At 54.7% G+C, this 21,207-nt stretch carries 17 protein-coding genes, 1 pseudogene and 1 riboswitch; of the genes and pseudogenes, 9 read left to right on the top strand and 9 right to left on the bottom strand.

Going from position 1 to position 21,207, the window contains the following annotated elements; genetic code table 11:
• Window positions 1-406 precede the first annotated feature (406 nt).
• The 4 genes from A6M21_RS12660 to A6M21_RS12645 all read left to right on the top strand — a co-directional run bounded on the left by A6M21_RS12660 (window position 407) and on the right by A6M21_RS12645 (window position 4,192).
• Window positions 407-661 (top strand): hypothetical protein, encoded by a 255-nt coding sequence (locus A6M21_RS12660; protein WP_151191933.1) that lies wholly within the window; start codon window positions 407-409, stop codon window positions 659-661.
• A 3-nt stretch (window positions 662-664) separates the two neighbouring features.
• Complete coding sequence (locus tag A6M21_RS12655) at window positions 665-1,750, top strand: sulfite exporter TauE/SafE family protein (RefSeq protein WP_066669357.1); 1,086 nt, start codon at window positions 665-667, stop codon at window positions 1,748-1,750.
• 152 nt (window positions 1,751-1,902) lie between these two features.
• Window positions 1,903-3,744: a two-component system sensor histidine kinase AtoS gene (gene atoS, locus A6M21_RS12650; RefSeq protein ID WP_066669355.1), complete on the top strand. Its 1,842-nt coding sequence runs from the start codon at window positions 1,903-1,905 to the stop codon at window positions 3,742-3,744.
• The gene (locus tag A6M21_RS12645; protein WP_066669353.1) at window positions 3,719-4,192 is read left to right on the top strand and encodes a hypothetical protein; all 474 of its coding nucleotides are present in this window, start codon (window positions 3,719-3,721) and stop codon (window positions 4,190-4,192) included. Before atoS ends, A6M21_RS12645 begins: the two co-directional genes overlap by 26 nt.
• Here A6M21_RS12645 and A6M21_RS12640 read toward each other — a convergent pair.
• The 3 genes from A6M21_RS12640 to A6M21_RS12625 form a co-directional block, all read right to left on the bottom strand.
• Window positions 4,189-5,445: an Nramp family divalent metal transporter gene (locus A6M21_RS12640; RefSeq protein ID WP_066669349.1), complete on the bottom strand. Its 1,257-nt coding sequence runs from the start codon at window positions 5,443-5,445 to the stop codon at window positions 4,189-4,191. The two genes, A6M21_RS12645 and A6M21_RS12640, sit on opposite strands and share 4 nt — an antisense overlap.
• Window positions 5,442-6,737: a magnesium transporter gene (locus A6M21_RS12635; protein ID WP_066669382.1), complete on the bottom strand. Its 1,296-nt coding sequence runs from the start codon at window positions 6,735-6,737 to the stop codon at window positions 5,442-5,444. Before A6M21_RS12635 ends, A6M21_RS12640 begins: the two co-directional genes overlap by 4 nt.
• Before the next feature lie 204 nt (window positions 6,738-6,941).
• Window positions 6,942-7,116, bottom strand: a riboswitch (M-box (ykoK) riboswitch).
• Window positions 7,117-7,302: 186 nt separating this feature from the next.
• Window positions 7,303-9,885: a bifunctional YncE family protein/alkaline phosphatase family protein gene (locus tag A6M21_RS12625; protein ID WP_161486062.1), complete on the bottom strand. Its 2,583-nt coding sequence runs from the start codon at window positions 9,883-9,885 to the stop codon at window positions 7,303-7,305.
• A 331-nt stretch (window positions 9,886-10,216) separates the two neighbouring features.
• Between A6M21_RS12625 and A6M21_RS12620 the strand changes: the two genes are divergently transcribed.
• From A6M21_RS12620 to A6M21_RS12610, 3 genes are all read left to right on the top strand, one after another.
• Complete coding sequence (locus A6M21_RS12620) at window positions 10,217-10,600, top strand: PadR family transcriptional regulator (RefSeq protein ID WP_066669345.1); 384 nt, start codon at window positions 10,217-10,219, stop codon at window positions 10,598-10,600.
• Window positions 10,601-10,863: 263 nt separating this feature from the next.
• Window positions 10,864-12,054 (top strand): MFS transporter, encoded by a 1,191-nt coding sequence (locus A6M21_RS12615; protein WP_066669344.1) that lies wholly within the window; start codon window positions 10,864-10,866, stop codon window positions 12,052-12,054.
• 334 nt (window positions 12,055-12,388) lie between these two features.
• Entirely contained in the window at window positions 12,389-13,864 is a 1,476-nt protein-coding gene (locus A6M21_RS12610) for an MFS transporter (protein WP_066669343.1), read from the top strand.
• 93 nt (window positions 13,865-13,957) lie between these two features.
• Here the strand turns inward: A6M21_RS12610 and A6M21_RS12605 are convergent, their stop codons facing one another.
• Window positions 13,958-14,593 (bottom strand): DUF1287 domain-containing protein, encoded by a 636-nt coding sequence (locus tag A6M21_RS12605; protein WP_161486061.1) that lies wholly within the window; start codon window positions 14,591-14,593, stop codon window positions 13,958-13,960.
• Between the two features lie 136 nt (window positions 14,594-14,729).
• Window positions 14,730-15,365, bottom strand: coding sequence for a SurA N-terminal domain-containing protein (locus tag A6M21_RS12600; protein ID WP_066669341.1), 636 nt, complete (start codon window positions 15,363-15,365; stop codon window positions 14,730-14,732).
• A gap of 258 nt (window positions 15,366-15,623) precedes the next feature.
• Here A6M21_RS12600 and A6M21_RS12595 point away from each other — a divergent pair, with 258 nt between their 5' ends.
• Window positions 15,624-15,926 (top strand): DUF6922 domain-containing protein, encoded by a 303-nt coding sequence (locus A6M21_RS12595; RefSeq protein ID WP_066669340.1) that lies wholly within the window; start codon window positions 15,624-15,626, stop codon window positions 15,924-15,926.
• Window positions 15,884-16,525 (top strand): nucleotidyl transferase AbiEii/AbiGii toxin family protein, encoded by a 642-nt coding sequence (locus A6M21_RS12590; protein WP_066669339.1) that lies wholly within the window; start codon window positions 15,884-15,886, stop codon window positions 16,523-16,525. The genes A6M21_RS12595 and A6M21_RS12590 overlap by 43 nt, the downstream gene beginning before the upstream one ends.
• A 29-nt stretch (window positions 16,526-16,554) precedes the next feature.
• On the opposite strand, the gene A6M21_RS12585 is transcribed toward A6M21_RS12590, so the two are convergent.
• From A6M21_RS12585 to A6M21_RS12565, 4 genes and pseudogenes are all read right to left on the bottom strand, one after another.
• A complete protein-coding gene (locus tag A6M21_RS12585; protein WP_066669337.1) occupies window positions 16,555-18,588 on the bottom strand; it encodes a YCF48-related protein in 2,034 nt (677 codons plus the stop codon).
• 106 nt (window positions 18,589-18,694) lie between these two features.
• Window positions 18,695-19,714: a polysaccharide deacetylase family protein gene (locus A6M21_RS18000; protein WP_078060628.1), complete on the bottom strand. Its 1,020-nt coding sequence runs from the start codon at window positions 19,712-19,714 to the stop codon at window positions 18,695-18,697.
• Between the two features lie 23 nt (window positions 19,715-19,737).
• Window positions 19,738-19,938, bottom strand: coding sequence for a hypothetical protein (locus tag A6M21_RS12570; RefSeq protein WP_066669331.1), 201 nt, complete (start codon window positions 19,936-19,938; stop codon window positions 19,738-19,740).
• Between the two features lie 405 nt (window positions 19,939-20,343).
• Window positions 20,344-21,207 (bottom strand): annotated as a pseudogene (locus A6M21_RS12565) (acetyl-CoA decarbonylase/synthase complex subunit alpha/beta); the annotation flags it as partial.

The raw sequence follows: 21,207 nt of genomic DNA, 5'->3' as shown, positions 1-21,207 counted from the left end.
TGTACAGCCGCCTGTTCAGGATCAGGTCAACAGCAGCCGGATCTTGTGCCTGCCGGCACATCCATTCCCGCCTGTATATATCCGTTGAAATCGATAATTAACCTTTTAACCCGCACCACGCCTGCATCCCGGGCCCGCCACAAACTTTTTCCACCCCCGTTTGTTCCCTTTGGCACAAACCTTGCACTTTCAACAAAGCATATAACACCGCAGCGATATGGAGCTTTTGTCAGGGAGGTGGTTCAAGAAAAAAGTGATTGCGGGAACTTTCCTTAAATCCGCCGGTAATCACTTTTGTTACTCACGGCAGCCTCTAGATTCACGGAGGCATCCGGTTTCAAATGGAAGGGGGTAATGGGGGATGTTGTTGTCCAAGGAAAATTTGATAGCAAAGGAGACGGGAAAAATGACCAGAGGAGAAAACAAAGGGTTGCTTAAACCGTTGATTTTTATCGTCGCCACGCTGGCGGTTTACATGCTCACCTTCAGGTTTATCGGCACTATTAATCATATTGTTTTTGCCAAATCCATCCTGCCGGCCTTTATCGTACTGGCCATTGTAGTCACTGTGGCCTTTTTGTGGGGCAACACCGTCGGCTACCTGCTCAAGTCCATGGAAAGGAAGCTTGACCACCTGAAAGCAGTTCAAAGGGGGGAATAATACATGGCTGGAGAAGCAATGCCCGTCGTACACGAGGCAATCAAACTGATTTCCCTGACTCCGAAGAACACCCTGTCACTGATTGGCCTGGGTTTTATGGGCGGGCTGCTGAGCGGCTTCATCGGCAGCGGCGGTGCCTTCATCATGACTCCCGGCATGATGGGACTGGGCGTACCCGGTATCATGGCGGTTGGTTCAAACCTGACTCATAAATTCGGTAAGGCCATGGTCGGCGCCAAAAAACACGCCTCCATGGGCAACGTGGACGCCAGGCTGGCCGTATCCATGTTCGTCGCCCTGTTTGCCGGCACACAAAGCGCAGTCATGCTGAACAAGAAGATTTTTGAACTGTTCGGTGCGGCCGGTTCCAACCTGTATATCAGTCTGGCCTATGTAATTGTCCTGTCTCTGGTTTGTTTCAGCATGACCAGGGACATCAACAGCACCAGGCATCCAAAGGCGCAGGACGCCAGAAAATTATCGCTGGCGCAGCGGATAGCCAAAATGAACATCCCGCCAATGATCCATTTTAAAGTGGCCAATTGCCGGGTCACCCTGTGGCTGGTGCTGCTGGTCGGTTTCGCCACCGGATACCTGGCCGGTACCATCGGCGTGGGCGGTTTCATCGGCGTCCCGGCCATGATCTACCTGCTTGGCGTGCCAACCATGATTGCCGCCGGCACCGAATTGATGATGGCAATCTTTTCCGGGGCCTGGGGCGCCTTCCAGTACGCACTGAGCGGTTATGTGGACCTGCGGCTGGTACTGTTGCTCTACCTGGGTTCGCTGCTCGGCCTGTACATCGGCGCCATTACCACCAAGGTGGTCAAGGAGATCCAGATCAAAATGGTTATCGCCGTCATCGTTGGCGTGGTGGCTTTCAGCCGGGTCGTGGCCATACCGGCCTACCTGAAGGAACTGAATGTGCTCAGCATGTCTGCAACATTAAAGGATAGCCTGCTCAGTGGCAGCAATGTCATCATGTACGGAAGCGCGGCCGCCGGCTGTCTGATGATCCTCTCCTGGCTCTTCAAGGCTCTGACCAGGGCATCGAAACTGGAGGAAGCGCACGCCCGCCGGAGTGCGTGAGAACACCTTGCCTGCAACAGGGGAGCCCTTACTCCTCTACTTCAAGGCCCTTTCCCCAAAGGGCCTTTCCTTGTCGCGTACCTTTTACCGGTGGACAGCGCAGGCAGTTGATAGTATAGTCATGTTAGAAGACCATGAAGGGGTGTTCCGGCATGCTTCGCTCTCATACCCTGGGCAACCAGCTGCTGGTGCTGATTACCGTGCTGCTGCTTTTTCCGGTGTTGCTCGCCTTATATATGCTGCATGTCATTCAGAACAGCGAATTCGCCCTGGTGGAATACCAGAAGGCCAAACTGTCCCGGGCGCTGGATGAACTGGACGGCAGTATGAAAGGCGGCTTCACTGATATTCTGCGGACAAACCGGATGGACAGCAAACCAAGAAGCGAACAAATCCGCCTTTTGAACCAGATTTTAAATACAAATATCAAACAGGTAAGCGCCAACTATCCGCGGGTGGAAATGGGTTATTATTCCCTGTCGCTGGATGCCATGCTGGACGGCAGCGAAAACTACCAGGAAAACTTTTCGCACCGGCGCAAAGTCCTCTTTCAGGAGGCGCTTGAACGCCGCCAAATGGTGGTGCAGACCATCGGCCAGACCTCGGCCGGCATGCTGGAAACCTACAAGCCCATTTACCGTAACGGAAAACTGGAAGGACTGGTCTGGGCCTACGAAAACATGGCCCAAACCAACTTTTACCGGCGGGTGCAAAATGTCGAGCGCAACGCCTACATCGCCATTGCAACTGGTATTTTGCTCGGCCTGGGGAGCACGCTGCTTTTGATCCGGAACTTTGTATTCAACGTTAACCGGATCAAGCAGGGGGTGAAAAACCTTGAATCCGACATGTATCAAAAACTCCCCGAACCACAAGGAGAACTGGGTGAAATCAGCCGGGCGGTGAACAAACTGGCCGGCCGGCTGGTGGAAGTAAATAAATACAACGAAAGTATGATGGCCACCATCGACGACGGCCTGGTGGTGGTGAATCCGGACGGACGGGTGATCATCGCCAACCATGCGGCCGCCCGGATGCTGGGACTGCTCACCGGGCAGCCGGATTTGGACTACCGGCAGGCCTTCCCGGCGGACTCGCCCTTCCCTCAATTGCTGGCCCAAACGTTGCTTGAAAAAGAATCATTAAAGGACCTGCTCGTCCCTTATCACCCGTCCGGACAGAATCCGGTGCAACTGCTGGTCAGTACGGCTCCCATGCTGGACCACCAGCAAAATATCATCGGCGCGGTTCTCTGTTGCCGGGACGTCACTGAGCGCCTGCACCTGGAAGAGCGCGCCCACCACCAGGAGCGGTTGGCCGCCCTGGGCAAGCTGGTGGCGGGGGTGGCGCACGAAATTCGCAACCCGCTTACCTCAATCAGCTGCTACATTCAGCTCTGGCAGAAAACCAACAACCCGTCGCCAAAATCCATCCGCACTATTTACGAGGAAGTGGTCCGGCTAGAATCGCTGGTTTCGCAGTTGCTCTATTTCTCCAAACCGGCCGAGGCCAGATTTGCCCGTCATGATCTCAATCAACTGGTGGAAAAGGTGCTGCAGTTCTTTACCGAAATTCACCTGACCCGGTTCACCCTGGTCAAAAACCTGGGCCGGGATTTGCCTATGGCCTGGATGGATCCCGACCAGATGGAGCGGGTGATGATGAACATCGTCTTCAATGCCTGCCAGGCCATGCCCGACGGAGGCACATTGACCATTACCACCGCCTGGCGCCCGGAAACGGACGATTTGGAAATCGCTGTTACTGACACCGGCTGCGGCATACCGGAGGAAAACATAAAACACCTGTTTGACCCCTTCTTTTCCACCCGGGAAAAGGGAATCGGCCTCGGGCTGGCCATCGCCTATGAGATCGTCCGTGCTCACGACGGCCGGATTGAAGTGGACAGCCAGGTGGGCCGGGGCACCACATTTCACATTTACCTCAGAACCATAAAGGATGGTGCATATGAAAACGAAACCCTTGCCGGTTGAAAAAGGCGGCCGGCCCGGCCGGTTAAACCTGGACAGCCTGCTTACAACCGGGGAAAAACGGGATGCGGCCGCATACGCTTCCCGGCTCGCCTGGCTGATCGCTTTAACCGGCCTGCTCTTTTTCTGGGCCGGGCTGCATTATATGGATGAGCGCTTTTTCCCCCACCGGTTCAACCCGTCGCGTCATATAATCATCGAACAGGATCCGGACACCTACGAGTTGCATGCCTGGCGGGACAGTTTCGGCCGGGTGTATACCCCGGCCGATGCCCAGGTGAGGTTGTTCCCCTACGCCGCCGGCGGGCTGATCCTGTTTATCCTGGTGCTGGGCACGGGCATTCACCACCTGCTGGTGCAGCATTACAAAATGCTTTTACTGATCAAAAGCGAACGCTGGCAACAGGCGGTGTACTCCCCGGAGTGGGGGCGCCGGCACCCCGGGTTTTAGCCGAGCAGGCCGGGAAAAAGGGAAATGCCCACCAGCAGAAGGGTCAAACCGATCATGATTACTGTGGTCAGCCAGGCCACAGCGTTAAAACTGCGTGAGTTGACATAACGTCCCATGATATCGGGATTGTTGATCAAACTGAGCATGAAAACCAGAATAAACGGCAGCAGTATGCCGTTGATCACCTGCGACCAGAGCATAACTTGAATCAGCGGCAAATTGGGGATTAAAATCACACACGCCCCAATGAACACCAGAAGGGTATACAGCCAGTAGAATACCGGCGCCTCATTCCATGATTTATCAATACCCGCCTCGAAACCCAAAGCCTCGCAGATATAATAGGCTGTAGCCAGTGGCAGTATGGAAGCCGAAAAAATGGATGCGTTCAATAGACCAAGCGCAAAAAGAATGGATGCCCAACGTCCGGCCAAAGGAGCCAGTGCTATGGCCGCGTCTTTCGCTGTTTCAATGTGAATGCTGTGCGCGTAAAGCGTAGCCGCACAGGCTACAACGATAAACATGGCCACCAGATCGGTCATAAAGCAACCGAGAATGACATCCATCCGTGAATGTTTGTACTGATCCACTGTAATGCCTTTTTCCACTACTGCCGACTGAATGTAGAATTGCATCCAGGGAGCAATAGTTGTACCAATCAGACCTATAATCATTGCCAGATAATCACTGTTTAGACTAAAGCTGGGGGTAACCATCTGTTTCAAAACAAGTCCCCAGGGGGGATGAGCCATCGCACCTGAAATGATATAACACAGGTAAAGGGCGGACGCAACCAGGAATATCCGCTCCACTTGCTTATACGATCCACGAAGCACGGCCCACCAAACCAACAGCGCGGACAACGGCACGGAAATATACTTGCTGATCCCGAATATTCCAGTACTGGCGGCCACCCCGGCAAACTCGGAAACGGTATTGCCTAAATCCGCAAAAACCAGTGCCAGCATGACAAATAGAATCACCCGCACCCCGTAACGCTCCCGGATCAGATCGGCCAGACCCTTGCCGGTCACAGCCCCCATGCGTGCGCTCATTTCCTGCACCACGATCAGGGCCAGGGTCATCGGGATGAACACCCAGAGCAGCTTGTAACCGTATGTGGCTCCGGCCACCGAATAGGTGGTGATGCCCCCGGCGTCATTGTCCACATTGGCCGTGACAATGCCCGGACCGACCACGGCCAGAAAAATAAACAGGTTGCGCACCAGACTGCTTTTCTTTAACGCCGTCATGCTCCCCACCCCCGTCCCGGCTTGCGGCGCAGCATGAAGTGGGAAAAGCTGTCCAGGCCGCTACGGTCCGGTACCAGCGTTTCGAGTACGTCGTCCACGGTAATAATGCCCATTATTGCGCCCCGGTCATCCACCACCGGCACGGCCAGCAGGTTGTACTTGGCCACCGCGTCCAACACCTTGCGGTGATCGTCATGGTGATTCACACTGATCACCCTGGTGCGCATAAACCCGCCCAGAGCGGCCTGCGGCGGAGAGATAATCAGATCGCGCAGGGAGATCACACCCTGCAAAACCTCCTGCTCATCAACCACATACAGGTAATAGACGGTTTCCGCCGCCGGCGCCAGTTCACGCAACCGGTTGATCGCCCCCCCGGCGGTCATGCCGGCCGGAAAGGCAATGTACTCGGTGGTCATCAGCGCGCCGGCCGTATCCTCCGGGTATTCCATCAATTCCCGTACATCTTCGGCCTCATCCGGTTCCATCAGTTCAAGCAACTCCCGGGATTTTTCCTCCGGCAGTTCGCCCAGGATGTCGGCGGCCTCGTCGGGGGGCATCTCCTCCAGAATATCGGAGGCCCGCCCGCTGTCCATACGTTCAATGATTTCCACCTGAGTGTCCAGATCCACTTCCGCCAGCGCTTCGGCAGCCGTTTCGTCATCCAGGCGGTCAATGAAACCGGTGCGTTCCTGATGATCCAGGTCCTCAATGATATCGGCGATATCCGCCGGATGCAGCTGGCTGAGCCCTTCCTGTTCCCGGCGCAGGCGCAGATTGGCCGTCCATTCTTCCAGCGGCTTGATATACTGCCAGCCCACCAGATGCTGCTCCCTTTTTTTAACCAGGAACTCCGCCCCGATGCGCCGGAACAGGCCGCGCAGGCCGATATCCACGGCCAGCAAAATAACGTCGTAGGTCTCCTGGTGACGCACCCAGGAAAGCTTGATATCGTTCACCCGGACCAGCTTCGAGCCTTTCAGGTCGATGATCTGTTTATCCAACAGCCACTTGCCGGCGTAAATTTCATTCGCCTGCAAGGTTGCCAGATCGCTTTCCACCAACTCTCCCTTCAGCCGCAAACCTCTTTCATCCCAATGTTCAATCTGGCCGATGCTGATATGCTTTTGCACTCCCGGGGCGTATTTGATACCGGTTACCCGCGGGCAAATGCCGTCCCAGCGGACGGTCATATCACGCAGGCGGCCCACAATCCGGCCCCGTCCGTCATAAATCGGCCTGCCCTGTACCTGACTGAAGAAAAATTCACCCAGCACTTTGACCTGATCCACCGGCAATCCCTCCTTTTATCTCCGGATTGCCGTTCCCTCCTGCAAAAGGAGTGTACGGACAACCGGATTAATTTTGCCCATCAAACTACCGCTACTATCACCAGGTCCGGCGTCCATAAAACCACCTCCCGTCGGAATATCATTCCACAAAAAATAAACTTCCCCGTTGAGCAGGGAAGCTTTCTTTTCCATGACAAAAAACACTGTCTTCCCCACTCGTCCGAGCTTTGGCACGTACATAGCTAGAGACTGTATAAAGCCTCAGCCACATTAAGTAAAGCCTTAATCCGGCCATACCTGTTAACCCAGTTGGTGTCTCTCGACATTTCCGGGCAGTGGCGTGTGCTCTATGCAGAAGCCTCACCTAACGAGGATTATTTGATTAACTTCAGTATAGAACTTTTTTCCGCCGGTGGCAAGAAAAAGTTTGCCGGGACGGGCCGGATTTTTCCGGATAAAACACGCCCCGGGCGCCGGTTCGAACAAAAAAGGGTGCCGGTCCGGGAAAGATTTCCGGACCGGCACCACTTTCCCCCGTCCAGTCTTGTGAGGGTTATAAATACAGTTATTTTTGCGTTTGCAACGACTTGGCGTAATCGTCCAGGATCTTGCGCTGCACATTACCCGGGGTCTCGCCCGCAGTGTCTTCCGGTTGGGTCATGTTGCTCGCCCGGGACAAGGCCGCGTCCACGGTCGAGCTTGTGTTTATATCCTTCCCGAGCCAACTGGTAGTACCCGGATCTTCTGCTTTCAGGTTAAAGGGCGTAAAGTCCGGTTTGGAGGTAAAGACATCCCACATGGGCGTGGCATAGGCGTCGTTCACCGTCAGGGGGGTCATGCCGGTAATCAATTCGATTGTCTTCAGGACGCTCATCTGGTCATAATGGGTATCGATCACCGCATGGCGCTTCGCATAGGGGCTGGCCACCATTACAATCGACCGGTGGGCATCGACATGGTCACCGCCGCTTTGGGCATCGTCTTCAACCACGAACACGGCGGTATCCTTCCAGTACTTGCTGTGACTGACGGCGTCGATAATCTGACCGGTGGCATAATCATTGTTGGCCACCTCGGTGTTGGGGTTGGGGTAACCGGGAGTGGTACCCGCCGTATGATCATCCATCAGGAAGACATAGGAAAACCGGGGCAGAATTCCTTTCTTGAGGTTGTTGGTAAAGTATGCCGCCCGTTCCGTATCGGGTATCTTAAGGTTCCAGCCGGGATAAGCGGTTACCATGTGCGGTTTCATAGCTGGCAGCACGTCACCGGTTACTGGGTCGTGCTCCACGAATTCCCCGTAATCCAGGAAGGAGATATTGTGACGCAGGGCATCGTTGAACAGGTAGCCCATCTTTGGATAGGTCGCCGGCATCGAACCGGGACCAGCCATTGGAGCAACATCGTCGGGATCGTAAATATTCTGTTCCCAGCCATAGGTGTCAAGGTTGTTCACTGTGCCGGGGATTCCCGAATCCCAATTGCGGCCCCGTCCCGAGTAATAAGCCGGCCAGGTTCGCTGCACGTAATCGTTGGGTCCGGCGCCGGCCACCCATTGATGCCCCTGGGCGGTTACTTCCCCGTCCACGTAGTAGTTGTCCATCAGCCCGAAGGTGGTGGCCAGGGAATGACTGTTGGGGGTGTAGACCGCACCGAAGGTGGTCAGGGCCGGATCACCGTTGCCGTTCTTGATGTCGCCGAATTCCTCGTCATAGGTCTTGTTCTCCCGGACGATAAGAACAACGTGCTTGATGGGGCCGGTTCCGGGAACAACCGGGATGGGACTGCCCGCCGGCCTGCGGGCCCGTCGCACGGTATTCGCCACCACCGTCCCGGTTGTCTCCACCAGGTTGGACCCGGACGGGCTGGCGAACATGGAAACTGTACCGGCAATCATTGAACCTACCCACTGCTCCTGGACGTTGGGGCCGGAACCCATCCCGTTGGAGTTGGCCACAAAGATATTGCCGGTGACCGGATCCGCCAGGACGGCAGTCGGATACCAGCCCACCGGCACCTGACCCAGCCAGGTTTTACCGGCTAAGCTGTAAACACCCACCGCGTTGAGCATGCCCTCTGTGACATAAAGACGATTACCGTCCGGCGACAGGCACAGGCCGTTGGGGGCAATGCCGAAGGGTGCCTTGGGATACGGGTTGACACTGATCCTTTTGACGCTACGGCCGGCCAGATCGACCACCGCGATGGCGTTATTATCGGTCTCGGCCACATAGGCTGTTTTGCCGTCCCTGGAAAGAACCAGGGAACCGGGCAGCGTGCCGGTATCCGGCGTATCCTGCGCCGCCGGTGCCCCCAGCGAAATTTCTCCGGTCTGCCTCATGGTGATGGTATTTACGATGGAAAGAGAGCTGCTGACCCAGTTGGTCACATAAATCTCGCTGCCATCTGCGCTGACCGCAATGGCGTAGGGATACTTGCCCACCGGGATGGTGTTTTGTTTGTCCACCTTGCCGTTGGTAAAATGCAGGGCGGTGATTGAATCGGCCAGGTTGTCGGTCACGTAGAGCGTGCTGCCATCCGGACTCATAGCCAGGCTGGCCGGATAGCCGGCTACGGGTATGGTAGCCGTTTGGGTGAAGCCATTGTTCCCCGCTGTGAACTGATAAACGAGGTTCGCCCCGCCGCCGGCCACGAATATCGTCTTACTGTCCGGCGTAAAGGCGATTCCTGCATACATTTCATTGTTCTCTTTACCGTTTGCAGGGAATTGCGGTTTGATGGTTTGTATCACGCTACCGGTGGCGGTACTCAAAAGTGTCACCGACTGGATGCCGGCACCAGCGTTGGCCACAGCGATCAATTTGTGGTCCGGTGATTCCACCATGTTAAGCGGCAAATCGCCCACGGCGATCTGTTTCCCGTAGGGTTTGAGAAGCCGACCGTCGGGAAGGACGGCGGAAGAGAGTGATGTAATCTGAGCAGGCAACCGGCCGGCGGGGCTTTCCAAAAGACCGGCCGGCCGGCCGGCGACAACCTTCCACGCCGCCATGGCCCCGGACGACCGTCCCGGCAGGTTGAAATCCGGCCGGCCCTCCGCGTATACGGGGCCAAGACTGACCAGCCAGGACAAGACCGTCAGGGTGAGCATCAGCCCAAGTGCTTTTTTCAGCATTACTTTCCTGATCACCAAGACACACCTCCGTTTAATCATTCACGGGATCATCAAAGAGCGGTCCGCAGACATAAAAATTTTCCCCAAATGGCGCCATTGTCTCAAAGAAAACCTTAACCGTCCAGTTCGGAACCAGTTTTACCACCCCCTGGTTTAATTTATAGAGAGGATAATCCTGATAAGTTAAAACAGCGTGATCCGGCGGTTAACTTTCTGTAAGCCGCCGGGCAAAGTACCCCCAGGAATATTCTTTTATATGAGCAAATAAACGTCAGCAGCGGGGCTTGATCAATGATGCCTTTTACATTATAATGTTTTAAACACTTTTAACGAAAGAGTGGTTTTGATGAAAGAGGGAAAAGATAAACCGCTGCCCGGCGGCAAACGGCACCGCCACCTGCCGGCATTCATCCTGTTATTTCTGGCCCGGGACGGTGAATTGTACGGTGCGGCGATCAATGAACGGTTGAAGTCCATCTGGGCCAAAAACTGGTGCTTTGACCCGGGCGCCGCTTATCGTACCCTTAGGGAACTGGAGGCGGAAGGGGCGGTTCGTTCCTACTGGAAAACCGGTGATTCCTGTCGTCCGAAGCGCATTTACCGGCTTACGGAAACCGGCCGACAACAGCTCACCCGGTGGCGGGAAGATATTGCCGCGCGCCTGAAAAACCTGCAGTATTTTCTTGCTGAATATGACAGACTACCCCGGGAAAACTGGAATGATCCCTAGTTCGCCCAATGCCCCCAAGCAAATGATCGACCGGTATTTCTCCGGCCGGCGTGCAAAAAAGCGCCATTTTTGCAAAATGGCGAGCGCCGGTTACCGGATTCCACTTGGACGTGATTACGGACATCACATCCGGTGCAGAATTGCCGGAATTATTTAACAGTTCCCCTTTCCGCTAAAGCAGGGGATCAAATGACCGGCACACGCCAAATCCCGCCTGGTACCATTCCGGCTTGCCGGAATTTCTTGTGAAGGGAATGTATGTAATGGCAACTGCGGACACATTGGCCCTGGAACGGGCGGGCAGGCAACGTTACGGCAGTATTTTCCTGCTCACCCTGGCTCACCTGATCAATGATGCCTACCCCAACCTGTATCCGGTGCTCATTCCTTCGTTAATGGTGATCCTGCATTTTTCCGTCGCCCAGGCCGGCGCCATCACCGCCGTGGCCGCCCTGACCACCCAACTCCTGCAGCCATTTATGGGATTGTGGGCGGACCGGGTGGGCGGCAGCTGGTTCGTTACCGGCGGATTGGCCCTGGGGGCAATCTTGAGCACGGCGGCGCTCGGTCTGGCCCCCACTTACCCGATGCTGCTCCTGCTCATTCTGCTCAGCGGCATCGGTAATTCCGCCTTCCACCCCCACGCCTCGGGCATTGTGGGTGAGATGACCGGACGGCGCAAGGGACTGGGCATGTCCATGTTCCTGATCGGGGGAAATTTGGGGCGCGGCCTGGCTCCCCTGCTGGCCAGCTTTGCCTTTCTCACCTGGGGGCGTCCCGGCCTGATGATTTTGAGCATCCCCGGCCTGCTCCTGGCTTTCGCCCTTTATACTTACGGCCGGAAAATAAAAACAGTCGGCAAACCCAACTCCGGCGGCTTGCTGGCCACCCTGCACGCCAACCGGGGCCGGCTGGTATCATTGCTGGCCATTGTCGGCATCAGGTCCATGGTTGCCTCCGCCGTGCTCACCTTTTTACCAATCTGGTGGAAACTGCGCTACGGACACATCACCCACAATGCTTTTATGCTGTCCATCATGCTATTGGCAGGCAGCCTGGGCAACATGGCCGGGGGCTACCTGTCCGATGTGATCGGCGTTATCCCGGTAATTGTAGGCTCATCCGTATTGTCCGCCCTGCTGGTCTGGCTCTTCCTGCACAGCAGCGGCATCTGGCTCTGGGTGAGCATCGGCCTCTTGGGGGCGGCGCTGTTCTCCACCGCTTCGGTGACCATGGTCCTCGGACAATCCATTTTTCCGCAGCACAAGGGCATGGCTTCCGGCCTCGCCCTCGGCCTGGGCAACACCCTGGGCTCGGCCGGCGTTGGTCTGTTGGGCCTTTACGCCCAGCATTTAAGCGTGGTGAACGCGCTGTACCTGCTGGCGCCCATCTCCTTACTGGCCATACCCTTCGTCTTCAGCTTCACCCGGCGGGCCGCAGCTACAAGCGGATAAATCCAGCCGCCCGCCGGAAAGCCCGCAGGAAAAGGCGGTTACTGTTCGCGGACCCATTTCACAGCGGCGTCACGGCGGACAACACGCGCCAGCGCATACGGAAGTGTCATAAGAAAGCGTTGCACAATTTGCCATGCTATATTATGATATAGATGAGCCAAGGGTTGCACCTGGTTTGAAGGCTACAAACGACATGAGCATGAAAACGTTATAGAAAAAAACGGCCAATCCAACCCGAGGGGAGTAAATCAAGGTTGAACAATTCCCGCAATCAACCCGGCCTATGCATAATTTTGCGCGTACGGCAGTACCTCCTGCCGGCAGGGAACTGCCAATGAGCACGGATAGGCTCCGGAACGGAGCAAAACACGGCAAAATTGAATATAAATGGATGGTTCTTTCGGTTGTCACCCTGGGGGCGCTGCTCGCAGCCATAGACTCCAGCATCGTCATCCTGGCCCTACCCAGCATCATGATCGATCTGACCACCAACATGGTCACCGCCATCTGGGTGCTCATGGGCTATATTCTGATGAACACCATCTTCCTGATCACCTTTGGCCGCCTGGCCGACCTCTTCGGCCGGGTGCGCATGTACAACCTGGGCTTCCTGGTTTTCACCGCCGGTTCGGTGCTCTGCGCCCTGGCCCATACCGGCCTGGAACTGGTGATTTTCCGCCTGGTGCAGGGAGTGGGCGGAGCCATGCTCATGGCCAACGGCATGGCCCTTATTACCGAGGCCTTTCCCCCGCACGAACGGGGGCGGGCGATGGGGATCAATTCGATTACCTGGGCGCTGGGCAACATCATCGGGCCGGTGCTGGGCGGGCTGATTCTCAGTGTGGCCAGCTGGCGCCTAATCTTTTTGATCAACCTGCCCGTGGGATTGGCCGGCACACTCTGGGGCTACCTGGCACTGCATGAACTGGCCAAACCGGCCCGGCGGGAAAAAGTGGACCTGCCGGGAGTGCTCTTCTTTTCCCTGGCCATCACCGCGCTTCTGCTGGTGTTGACCCAGAATATGTCCTGGGGCTGGTTTTCGCCCCCCATCCTGGCCCTTTTCGCCCTATTCCTGCTATCGGCGGCGGCTTTTTTGCTCTGGGAAAAGCGTAATCCCCAACCGGTAATTAATCCGGCACTTTTTCAAAACCGCGTTTTCAGCTTGAGCACCTTTGCCGCCGTGCTGCAGAGCCTGGCCATGTTCAGCGTCTTTTTTCTGATTGTTTTTTACCTGCAGGGAATCAAGGGGGAAAACCCGTTCAAGGCCGCGCTTATGATCCTGCCCATGCCGGTGGTGCAATCGGTTCTCGGTCCCCTCGGGGGCATTTTCGCCGACCGGCACGGCGCCAGGCTGCCGGCCACAGCCGGGCTTTTGCTGCAGGGCCTGGCCACTTACATTTTGTCCGGCCTGAAGCCGGATTCCAGTTACGCCGTCTTTTTTGCCGGGTTGACCATCATGGGCATCGGCGGCGCCCTTTTCTGGTCGCCCAACACCAGCGCCGTGATGGGCGCCGCGCCGCGGCAGCGCCTGGGGGTGGCCTCCGCCACCCTGGCCACCCTGCGCCAGTGCGGCATGGTGATGAGTTTCGCCCTGGCCCTGGTGGTGGCGGCGGCAAGCATGCCGTTCGAGATCATGACCAAAGTATTCCTGGGCACTTCCGGAAGACTAAGCGGCGCCATAGCAGCGGGCTTCAGCGCGGGGCTGGATCAGGCGCTGCGGGTTTCCACCATCATCGTGCTCATATCCGCCCTGTTGACCTGGCTGGCCAATGACCGTCCGCAAAGCGCCCGGGCACAAATAGAAAATTAAGGCCCTGGCTTGGTAAAACCCGGCCGGTCACTTTTTCAACATCTATTACCGGCGACCGGAAATCACAAGAATAACAGGCTTGTTATCCCGTTTCTATAATGCCAGACGTTTGAACCGGCCCACATCCCGGGGAGCCCAGGGCTTGTGCCGGTGAATGGCGGTAAAAACGATACCGGGCGCGGCTTCGATTTCGTCATAGGTATGGTCGGGGTATACTTTTACCACCATGGTTACATGAGCTTGACCGTAAAATACGGTATCACCCGGTTTGGGAGTGGAACAATTGCCGACCAACCGGTTGGTGTCCTTGAAAAACGCATAAATATTTTGCACCCGCCGGGAAAAATACGGCGAACCGGGATCGTTGCCGGGCAGACCGGGGTAGTGTTCCGGATGCAACCGGTAGTCGGCGGCCATCAACCGCTCCAGGTTAATGCCGGCTGCCGGGTAGCAAAGACGCGGCACATCGGTACAGACAAGCAGGCCGTATTTCACCAGGTGGCCGCGAGCATAATCATATAATACGCCCCGCAGGCTTTCGGCGGCCGACACGAAGCGTTCCTGCCGGGAAAGCGACTGATCATTGGTAATAGCCTGCATCTTGCCGGGATTGTATGTATGGAAGATAAAAATATACAGCCCGCCGGCAAACAGAAAAACAATGAAAAGCAGCGGCCATTTGATATAGCGGATACCAACCCCCTCCCCCGCATCAAGATATCCTACCAATATAACACCACGGTCCATGCTTTTATGACGCATGATTAAATTATTCCATTCCGCCATAGCGGTTGAATTTCCGTTTATCCGGCCGGGCTGCAATCATTAAATACCCTGCCCTTTAACATTTACCATGGTCAAATGCTTATTGTTTAGCGGGTGCTTTTGGATACACAAAATTTTTAATATCTACATTGATAAATAAACGGTAATCACCCTTATCCAGCAATTGTTCTTCATAACTTTGCCAGGTGCCTGAATATCCAGACTGGTAAAGACGATTCCTCAGTCCGGTCCTGGCGAGTATCTTTTGGGTGGCGTTCAGCACTCCCGGTGAATGGATATACTCTTCGGGACTGGTGAAACCGGAAGATTTAACATCTTTCAGATAGGAAATTTTGGCCGGGTTATTGTCGCTTAGCGATTTTATCTTACCGTAAACGGCTTCAAGGTAGTTCAAAGCTTCCTGGTTCGTTACCTTAATGCCCTTTTTACTTGCTTCACAATCCAACAGGGAATTTAAAACCAGCGTTCTCAGCGCCGCCCGTTCACACCAGGAATCGCTTTGCGGCCGGCCGATTTTCGCCCAGTTGTTTTTAATCAATTGCTTTTCAGAAGCCAGTTCCCGTCCGGTAATATTTTTTCCGGCCACCTCCGCCACGACGGCGGGATAGCCGGTTTTAGCCGCGGGTTTTGAACCGGATTGGGAGGCGTGCACCCAATACCCGATGCCGGTAAAGGCAAACATTATCAGCAATATCAAAGCAATACGCTTAGCCATCGGTTCCACCCCCCACTAAGGCATGTCTAAAATAATACATTCTTCCTTCAACTCACTTATCCTCCGTTCACTTGCTCTTCTTCAGCTTCTACGCCGGGGCATCCCAGTCCGGAGCCAATTCGAACAGACAGTTTTTATGGTATCCTTTATTAACACTGTTTATGGTCACAAGAAACAGCCCCAACGAGAAAACCAAATGATGGAATTCAGATGCCATTTGTGGTATAATGAACTAAAACTAACGACAGGATGTTATATATGAATACGTCTAAAAAAGTGCCCGGATGGTTGAAACCATGCTTTTGGGATATCTCCATCCGGGATTTGGATTTAAATAAAAATAGCATCTTTATTATCGAAAGATTACTGAATGAGGGCGATCAAGAATCACTAAACTGGCTATTCAAAACATACACCGAAGAAAAAATTAAAGAGGCGGTGCTTGTGAGCAGGGGATTATCATTAAAGACCGCCAGGTGCTGGCAGAATTATTTTGATCTCAAGGAGGAAGAGATGTCTTGTTTTGGAACACGCTCGACCGGCCGCGAAAGATTCTTTTAAAAAGAATAGCGGAAATAATGCCGGTACCGGACAGTTACCTGGCAGGAGGAACTGCACTGGCGCTGATACTGGGCCATAGAAAGTCCATCGATTTTGACTGGTTTACGCCCAGTGAGTTTGAACCCGAAATTATAATGCGAGATCTTTCGGCATTAGGCAAGATAAAGATCACGGAAACCAAAAAGGGAACCTTCCATGGTTTTATAGACAGGGTACGGGTTACCTGGCTTTATTATCCAAACCCTCTGCTAAAACCTTTAATCAGCATAGATAATGTATACGGGTTGCGGCTTGCTTCACTAACAGACATCGCGATAATGAAATGGGCGGCAGTTAGCCAACGGGGAGCACGCAAGGATTTTATCGATTTATATTGCATCTGCCAGCACGGGTATAACCTTGAAGAAATATTAAATTTACTGCCCCAAAAATATCCCAAGATAAATATTAACTATTACCATATGATTAAAAGCCTTTCCTTTTTCGATGATGCGGAAAGGGAAAACATGCCTGTGATGGTGAAGCAAATAGAATGGCCGTTAGTAAAAAAATATTTCCTGGATATGCAGAAGTGCTTACTTAAAAGAATAACACCGTAAATGGCAGCATTGATGGCCTTTACGCCCGGCTATGGGCACTTTTGCCATGTCCGCCCCCCGTCTCGGGTACGCAGTATGCCGTCCCGTACGAGGAGCCAGCCGTCCTTGGAGTTGACGAAGGTCATTTGAACAAAATTTGATCTGTCACTGGCTGTGTCATATTCCAAAGGAGTCTCCTGCCAGGTGGCGCCACCGTCGGATGTATGCATTACTTCATTTTGCTGCCGGCTGGTGAATGGGTTGCGTGCCGCCAGTATCCAGCCGTCCTGCGGGGTGACGAAAGAAAGGCATTGCACCCAATACGAGCGATCCAGGTGTTTGACAGTTGTCCATGTTCCGCCCCCGTCGGCCGTTTTCATTAAATTGTATCCATCCTGCTGACCCGGACCGGTTTTGGACGACGTTTCCATGACGGCAAAACCGTGCAACGGACTGGTAAAAGTGATTTTAGCGCTGCCCCCCGGCTGTCTGCGCAAGTTCACCTGTTGTTGCCACGTTTTCCCGCCGTCTGTTGTGCCGGATAGGGCTACGGACGGCCAGTCCGTTGTCTGCCACAGTCCCTCGTGACGGTTGAAGAACTGGAGATAGGGCTCATTAGGCGCAAGCATATCCGGCTTCAGCGTTAGGCGGGCAATAGTGTTCCAGGTGGACCCGCCGTCGGATGTGTGCAGAAGGACACTCTCCCGGTCACCCGGATTTCCAGCCACGATCCAGCCTTCCTTGGGAAAGGGGAATGATACGGCCAGCGGCCTTGCTTTGAGACTGCTTATTTCGGTCCAGCTTTTACCGCCGTCCGCAGTGTGTAACACCGCTCCCCAATCCGAAGGCAATCCAATACCGGTTCCATTTCCGGGATCAGAAAAACTGATCCCACTGGTTGGTATGAGTGCCGGCAGCAACTGCCGCCATGTCTTCCCGCCGTCCGTGGTGTGAATCAGAAAGTTCCCGACATTTGGCAACTCGCCGATTGCCCAGCCTTCCCGGGAGGAGGCGAGGGACACCGCTTCAATACTCCATCCCTTGTCGAAACCGGCCGGTTGCCAGTTGCGGCCGCCATCCCGGGTGATCAGGATACCGCCGGGCAGGGGCGCGGCCCCGGAATCAACTGGCAGCCAACCCACATTGGAATCAGTGAAAACCATCGCGCCGGCCACTGTGCGCCCGGAGGCTAATGCTGTTTGCTCAAGCTTCCACTGTTTTCCTCCGTCAACGGTTTGATAAAGAATGCCATTCATCGCATCATCTTTGTAATACAACCAGCCGTCATCAGGAGTGGGAAATGACAGGCTGGCGGAAAAAGGCATATAATGCGCGTTATTGGGAGGGGAAAAAGACCGCTCCCAGGATTGACCGCCGTTGCCCGTGACGAGTACAACCGGCCGGCTGCCGGCGCCATTTGTCCCGGTTCCTTCCTGTCCGGCCACCCAACCTTTTTGGAAGCCGGTAAAACTCATGTCCACCGGCGTGAATTTCGCCGGCAAGGATACCGGTTTCCATGTACCGCCCCCGTTGGTGGTGGCCAGGAGGGTACCACCGGCCAAAATGTAACCGTTCTGTAACCCGGAAAAGAATATCTTGGTCTTCATCTGCATGGCCAGGTTGTCCATGATTTGGGATGAGGGCTCCTGCCATTGCCGGCGCCAGGTTTTGCCACCGTCAGAAGAAGCCCATACGGTCATTTTCTTGTCCGCATCCTTCCAGGTGATCATCCAGCCGTGCACCGGATCAGTAAAATGAATCTGCAACACGGAACCGTCCGGCGCATTATTGGCTGTTGCCCACGTCCGTCCGCCGTCCGTCGTGTGCAGCAATTTATTGCCTTTCAAGCCGGTTTGTGACCACTCGTCATATCCGGCCACCCAGCCGGTATCCGGGGTGATAAAATCTAAGGCTGTAAAATGGGCCGGTGCAGCTATTGCGGCAGCGGGAGCAGCGGAAAGCGCACCGCTTTGATTCCCGGAAGACGGGGGCGCCGGTTTGGTACCGGCCGGGATTCCACACCCGGCAAGAAATAAAAGCAGCCCCACGATTGTCGCAATGACCGGGATATGATATTTAGCCATTCCGCTCCTTCTTTCCCGTCATTTTGGTCTGGAATTTTGCCGGGGATGGCGGGGCAGCCGTATGGCCACCCTGCTATCTTTTTTGCCGGTAAGTAAATAATTGTCCTTACGGCCTGAACTTATCCAGACTGGCTACTTTGAGATTACCCGGATCGGTCAGTGCCGTCCGCAAATCGGCCACCCCCAGCTGTTGCCGTTTTAATATGGTCAACAGTTTGGTCAACTGCTCATTCAACCCGGGATCCCAGTGCAGGAGAATGATGTCGCCGGGCTGCAGGGGCCGCCCGTTGTATGTCTGCAGGCTGCCGTTCGCCATCACCGCGTTCCACATGACCACATCTTCGATCCCGCCGGCGTAGGCGGCCTGACAAACCGTGCGGTTGTAATCGCCGTAGGGCGGGCGGAGCAATACCGGCCGGGTGCCCAGCGCACGGTAATAGTCAACCGGCCGGTCGATTTGCTCCGCCATCGCCGCGGGAGACAAAGCGGTCAGTTTGGGGTGGGAAAAGGTATGGTCCTCAATGTCGCCGCCGGCGGACAAGAAGGCCCGCCAGTAATCCAAATGCTTTTGGGCCGCCTCTTCAATCAAAAAGGCGGTGACAGGCAGGTGGTATTGCTGCATCATTTTGAGCACGGACCAGTCCGGATACCAGCCGTCGTCAATGGTGATGAAAACCGCCCTTTCCCTGACCGGAAGCGACCAGATCACCCGGGCCGCCGGTCCCGTCGAAGGAGGTGTGTCACTGCTATTTCCCGATCCGGTGGATCCGGCATCGCTGCCGCTGTTTTGAGCGGGTGGCAGGCCGGTTTCAAGCTCACCGGCATGGGCGGCCGGTATGGCATTCTGATGGCTGGAAGCGGACTGATCCGTATTTCCGGCAGGCTGTTGCGGAATGCCATTGGCAACGGGCTGTTCCTTATGTATCTGGTCAAAATTTTTCCCTTGACCGGCACTTTTCCCAAAACGGTCGGCTATAGCTCCAACCTGACCGGCGGGCCGCTGATCGCCGGTCAGACCCGTTTTCTTAACCGGAAAAAAAATATTTCCCATCATGCCGGAAAACAGGGCAAAGCCCAGTCCGGCAACCAGGAGGGCAACCGGAATCCAGAGGTATATTTTGCGCATACCAGCCACCGTCTTTCGTAATTTTAACTCTTGTCGCAGCGGTGATAGTAATCGATCACCAGCGCCCCTGTAACATAGCTCACCACCGCCACCAGGGTCACAATTCCCCCGTCTTTAAGCGCCAGGCCCCTGGAAATCAGATAATTATTCACAACCAGATTGACAACCAGAATTAACAAAACAAGAAGTATCATCGGTAATAGACGCATATACTTTTTGTTCATTATTTTTCCTCCCCCCTGCCTGTTATATTTTCTTGCAAATTGTCAATAAAATGCTGCTTATAATATGTTCGCTAAAATCGCCACACTTCCTCTTTGATTTTGTAACAGTTCACCTTATTTAGACGAAAATAACAACAAAAAAGTTCCCGAAAACACGGAAATAAATAGAAAAAAACCGGCACGTCACGGTTGACCGGACCGTACATGCCGGCAAAACTAAGGAGACTATCCCGGCCGCTTGATTGTCAAGCCGCCGGTGGTTAAAGCTCTGCCAAGTGAGCTTGAACCCGTTGTTCAGGTTGTTCGGACCTTTCACCGCCCGGCTCACGTTTATGACGACCGTGGCCCGGTGGCTGGATTGTTATGCAATCATACCCCTTGTTTAACCGGATTATCCGTCAAGAACTAGATCAGGGAATCCATGGTCAACGCCGGATGTCCCTTCTCTTCCAGGAAGGGCAGGATTTCCTCGCCGCTGACACCCACCGTTTCATCGGCAATCTTATCCACAAAGTCCTTGCCCAAACCGGCTTCCTCCGCCGCCTCTTCCAGCATCGGCCGCAGCTGTTCCTTCAGTGATTTGGGCATCCAGATTACCCGGCCCAGGCCGCCGTCGGCGGGTACGAACTTGCGGGAAGCCAGGTAGGATTTGCCGATGCCCATGAAGCCGGGCATCTGTGCGCCGCCGCCGATGGTGCCGGCCATGGTGGAGAAGGTCATGCCCGAAGGGGTCATGCCGCCGTGTTCCCGGTTGACCACCATGAAGCCGTTGCATTCTGGCACCATGGCCATGATCGCTTCAAAGCACCCGCAGGAGGTCATCGGATATTCCATGATTGTATACAGGTTCATATTGTTGATCGAACGCTGCGAGTTGTTATAGATAAACTCATTAAACGACTGCCACTGCCCCTTCTTTTCGTCGATCAGCCCTTCTTTGGGCACCGGCTGGTTGGGACCGTGCGGATTGATTTCATAGGCCGCCTTGGCGTCCAGCCAGCTTACCGCGCCGCACAGGCCGACCCGTTCGGGAGCCACGATGCAGACGTGGGTGGGGGCGAAGGACTGGCATAATGTACAGGAATAGAATGTTTCTACTGTCTCATCCTGTAATTGCTTCAAACGGTCGTCCCGGCGCTTGTAGGCCTGACGCGCTTCTTCACGCATGGCCAGCACTTTTTCTTCATCGGTGTAGATGGTCACCTGCACGCGGTCGACGATGGAGGGGAACTCGGATTTGAATTTGGCGTACAGAATGTCGCCGATGTG

The organism is Desulfotomaculum copahuensis, from assembly GCF_001655685.1.
Taxonomy (GTDB): Bacteria; Bacillota; Desulfotomaculia; order Desulfotomaculales; family Desulfovirgulaceae; genus Desulfotomaculum_G; species Desulfotomaculum_G copahuensis.
This window is presented reverse-complemented; position numbering and strand designations above follow the sequence as displayed.

What these genes read in the sequence shown, in the direction of transcription:
- A6M21_RS12660 (WP_151191933.1), top strand. Translation starts at nt 407, where the DNA reads ATGACCAGAGGAGAAAACAAAGGGTTGCTTAAACCGTTGATTTTTATC.
- A6M21_RS12615 (WP_066669344.1), top strand. Translation starts at nt 10,864, where the DNA reads ATGGCAACTGCGGACACATTGGCCCTGGAACGGGCGGGCAGGCAACGT.
- A6M21_RS18000 (WP_078060628.1), bottom strand. Translation starts at nt 19,714, where the DNA reads ATGCGCAAAATATACCTCTGGATTCCGGTTGCCCTCCTGGTTGCCGGA.
- A6M21_RS12585 (WP_066669337.1), bottom strand. Translation starts at nt 18,588, where the DNA reads ATGGCTAAATATCATATCCCGGTCATTGCGACAATCGTGGGGCTGCTT.
- A6M21_RS12620 (WP_066669345.1), top strand. Translation starts at nt 10,217, where the DNA reads ATGAAAGAGGGAAAAGATAAACCGCTGCCCGGCGGCAAACGGCACCGC.
- A6M21_RS12610 (WP_066669343.1), top strand. Translation starts at nt 12,389, where the DNA reads ATGAGCACGGATAGGCTCCGGAACGGAGCAAAACACGGCAAAATTGAA.
- A6M21_RS12655 (WP_066669357.1), top strand. Translation starts at nt 665, where the DNA reads ATGGCTGGAGAAGCAATGCCCGTCGTACACGAGGCAATCAAACTGATT.
- A6M21_RS12645 (WP_066669353.1), top strand. Translation starts at nt 3,719, where the DNA reads ATGAAAACGAAACCCTTGCCGGTTGAAAAAGGCGGCCGGCCCGGCCGG.
- A6M21_RS12570 (WP_066669331.1), bottom strand. Translation starts at nt 19,938, where the DNA reads ATGAACAAAAAGTATATGCGTCTATTACCGATGATACTTCTTGTTTTG.
- A6M21_RS12595 (WP_066669340.1), top strand. Translation starts at nt 15,624, where the DNA reads ATGAATACGTCTAAAAAAGTGCCCGGATGGTTGAAACCATGCTTTTGG.
- A6M21_RS12600 (WP_066669341.1), bottom strand. Translation starts at nt 15,365, where the DNA reads ATGGCTAAGCGTATTGCTTTGATATTGCTGATAATGTTTGCCTTTACC.
- A6M21_RS12640 (WP_066669349.1), bottom strand. Translation starts at nt 5,445, where the DNA reads ATGACGGCGTTAAAGAAAAGCAGTCTGGTGCGCAACCTGTTTATTTTT.
- atoS (WP_066669355.1), top strand. Translation starts at nt 1,903, where the DNA reads ATGCTTCGCTCTCATACCCTGGGCAACCAGCTGCTGGTGCTGATTACC.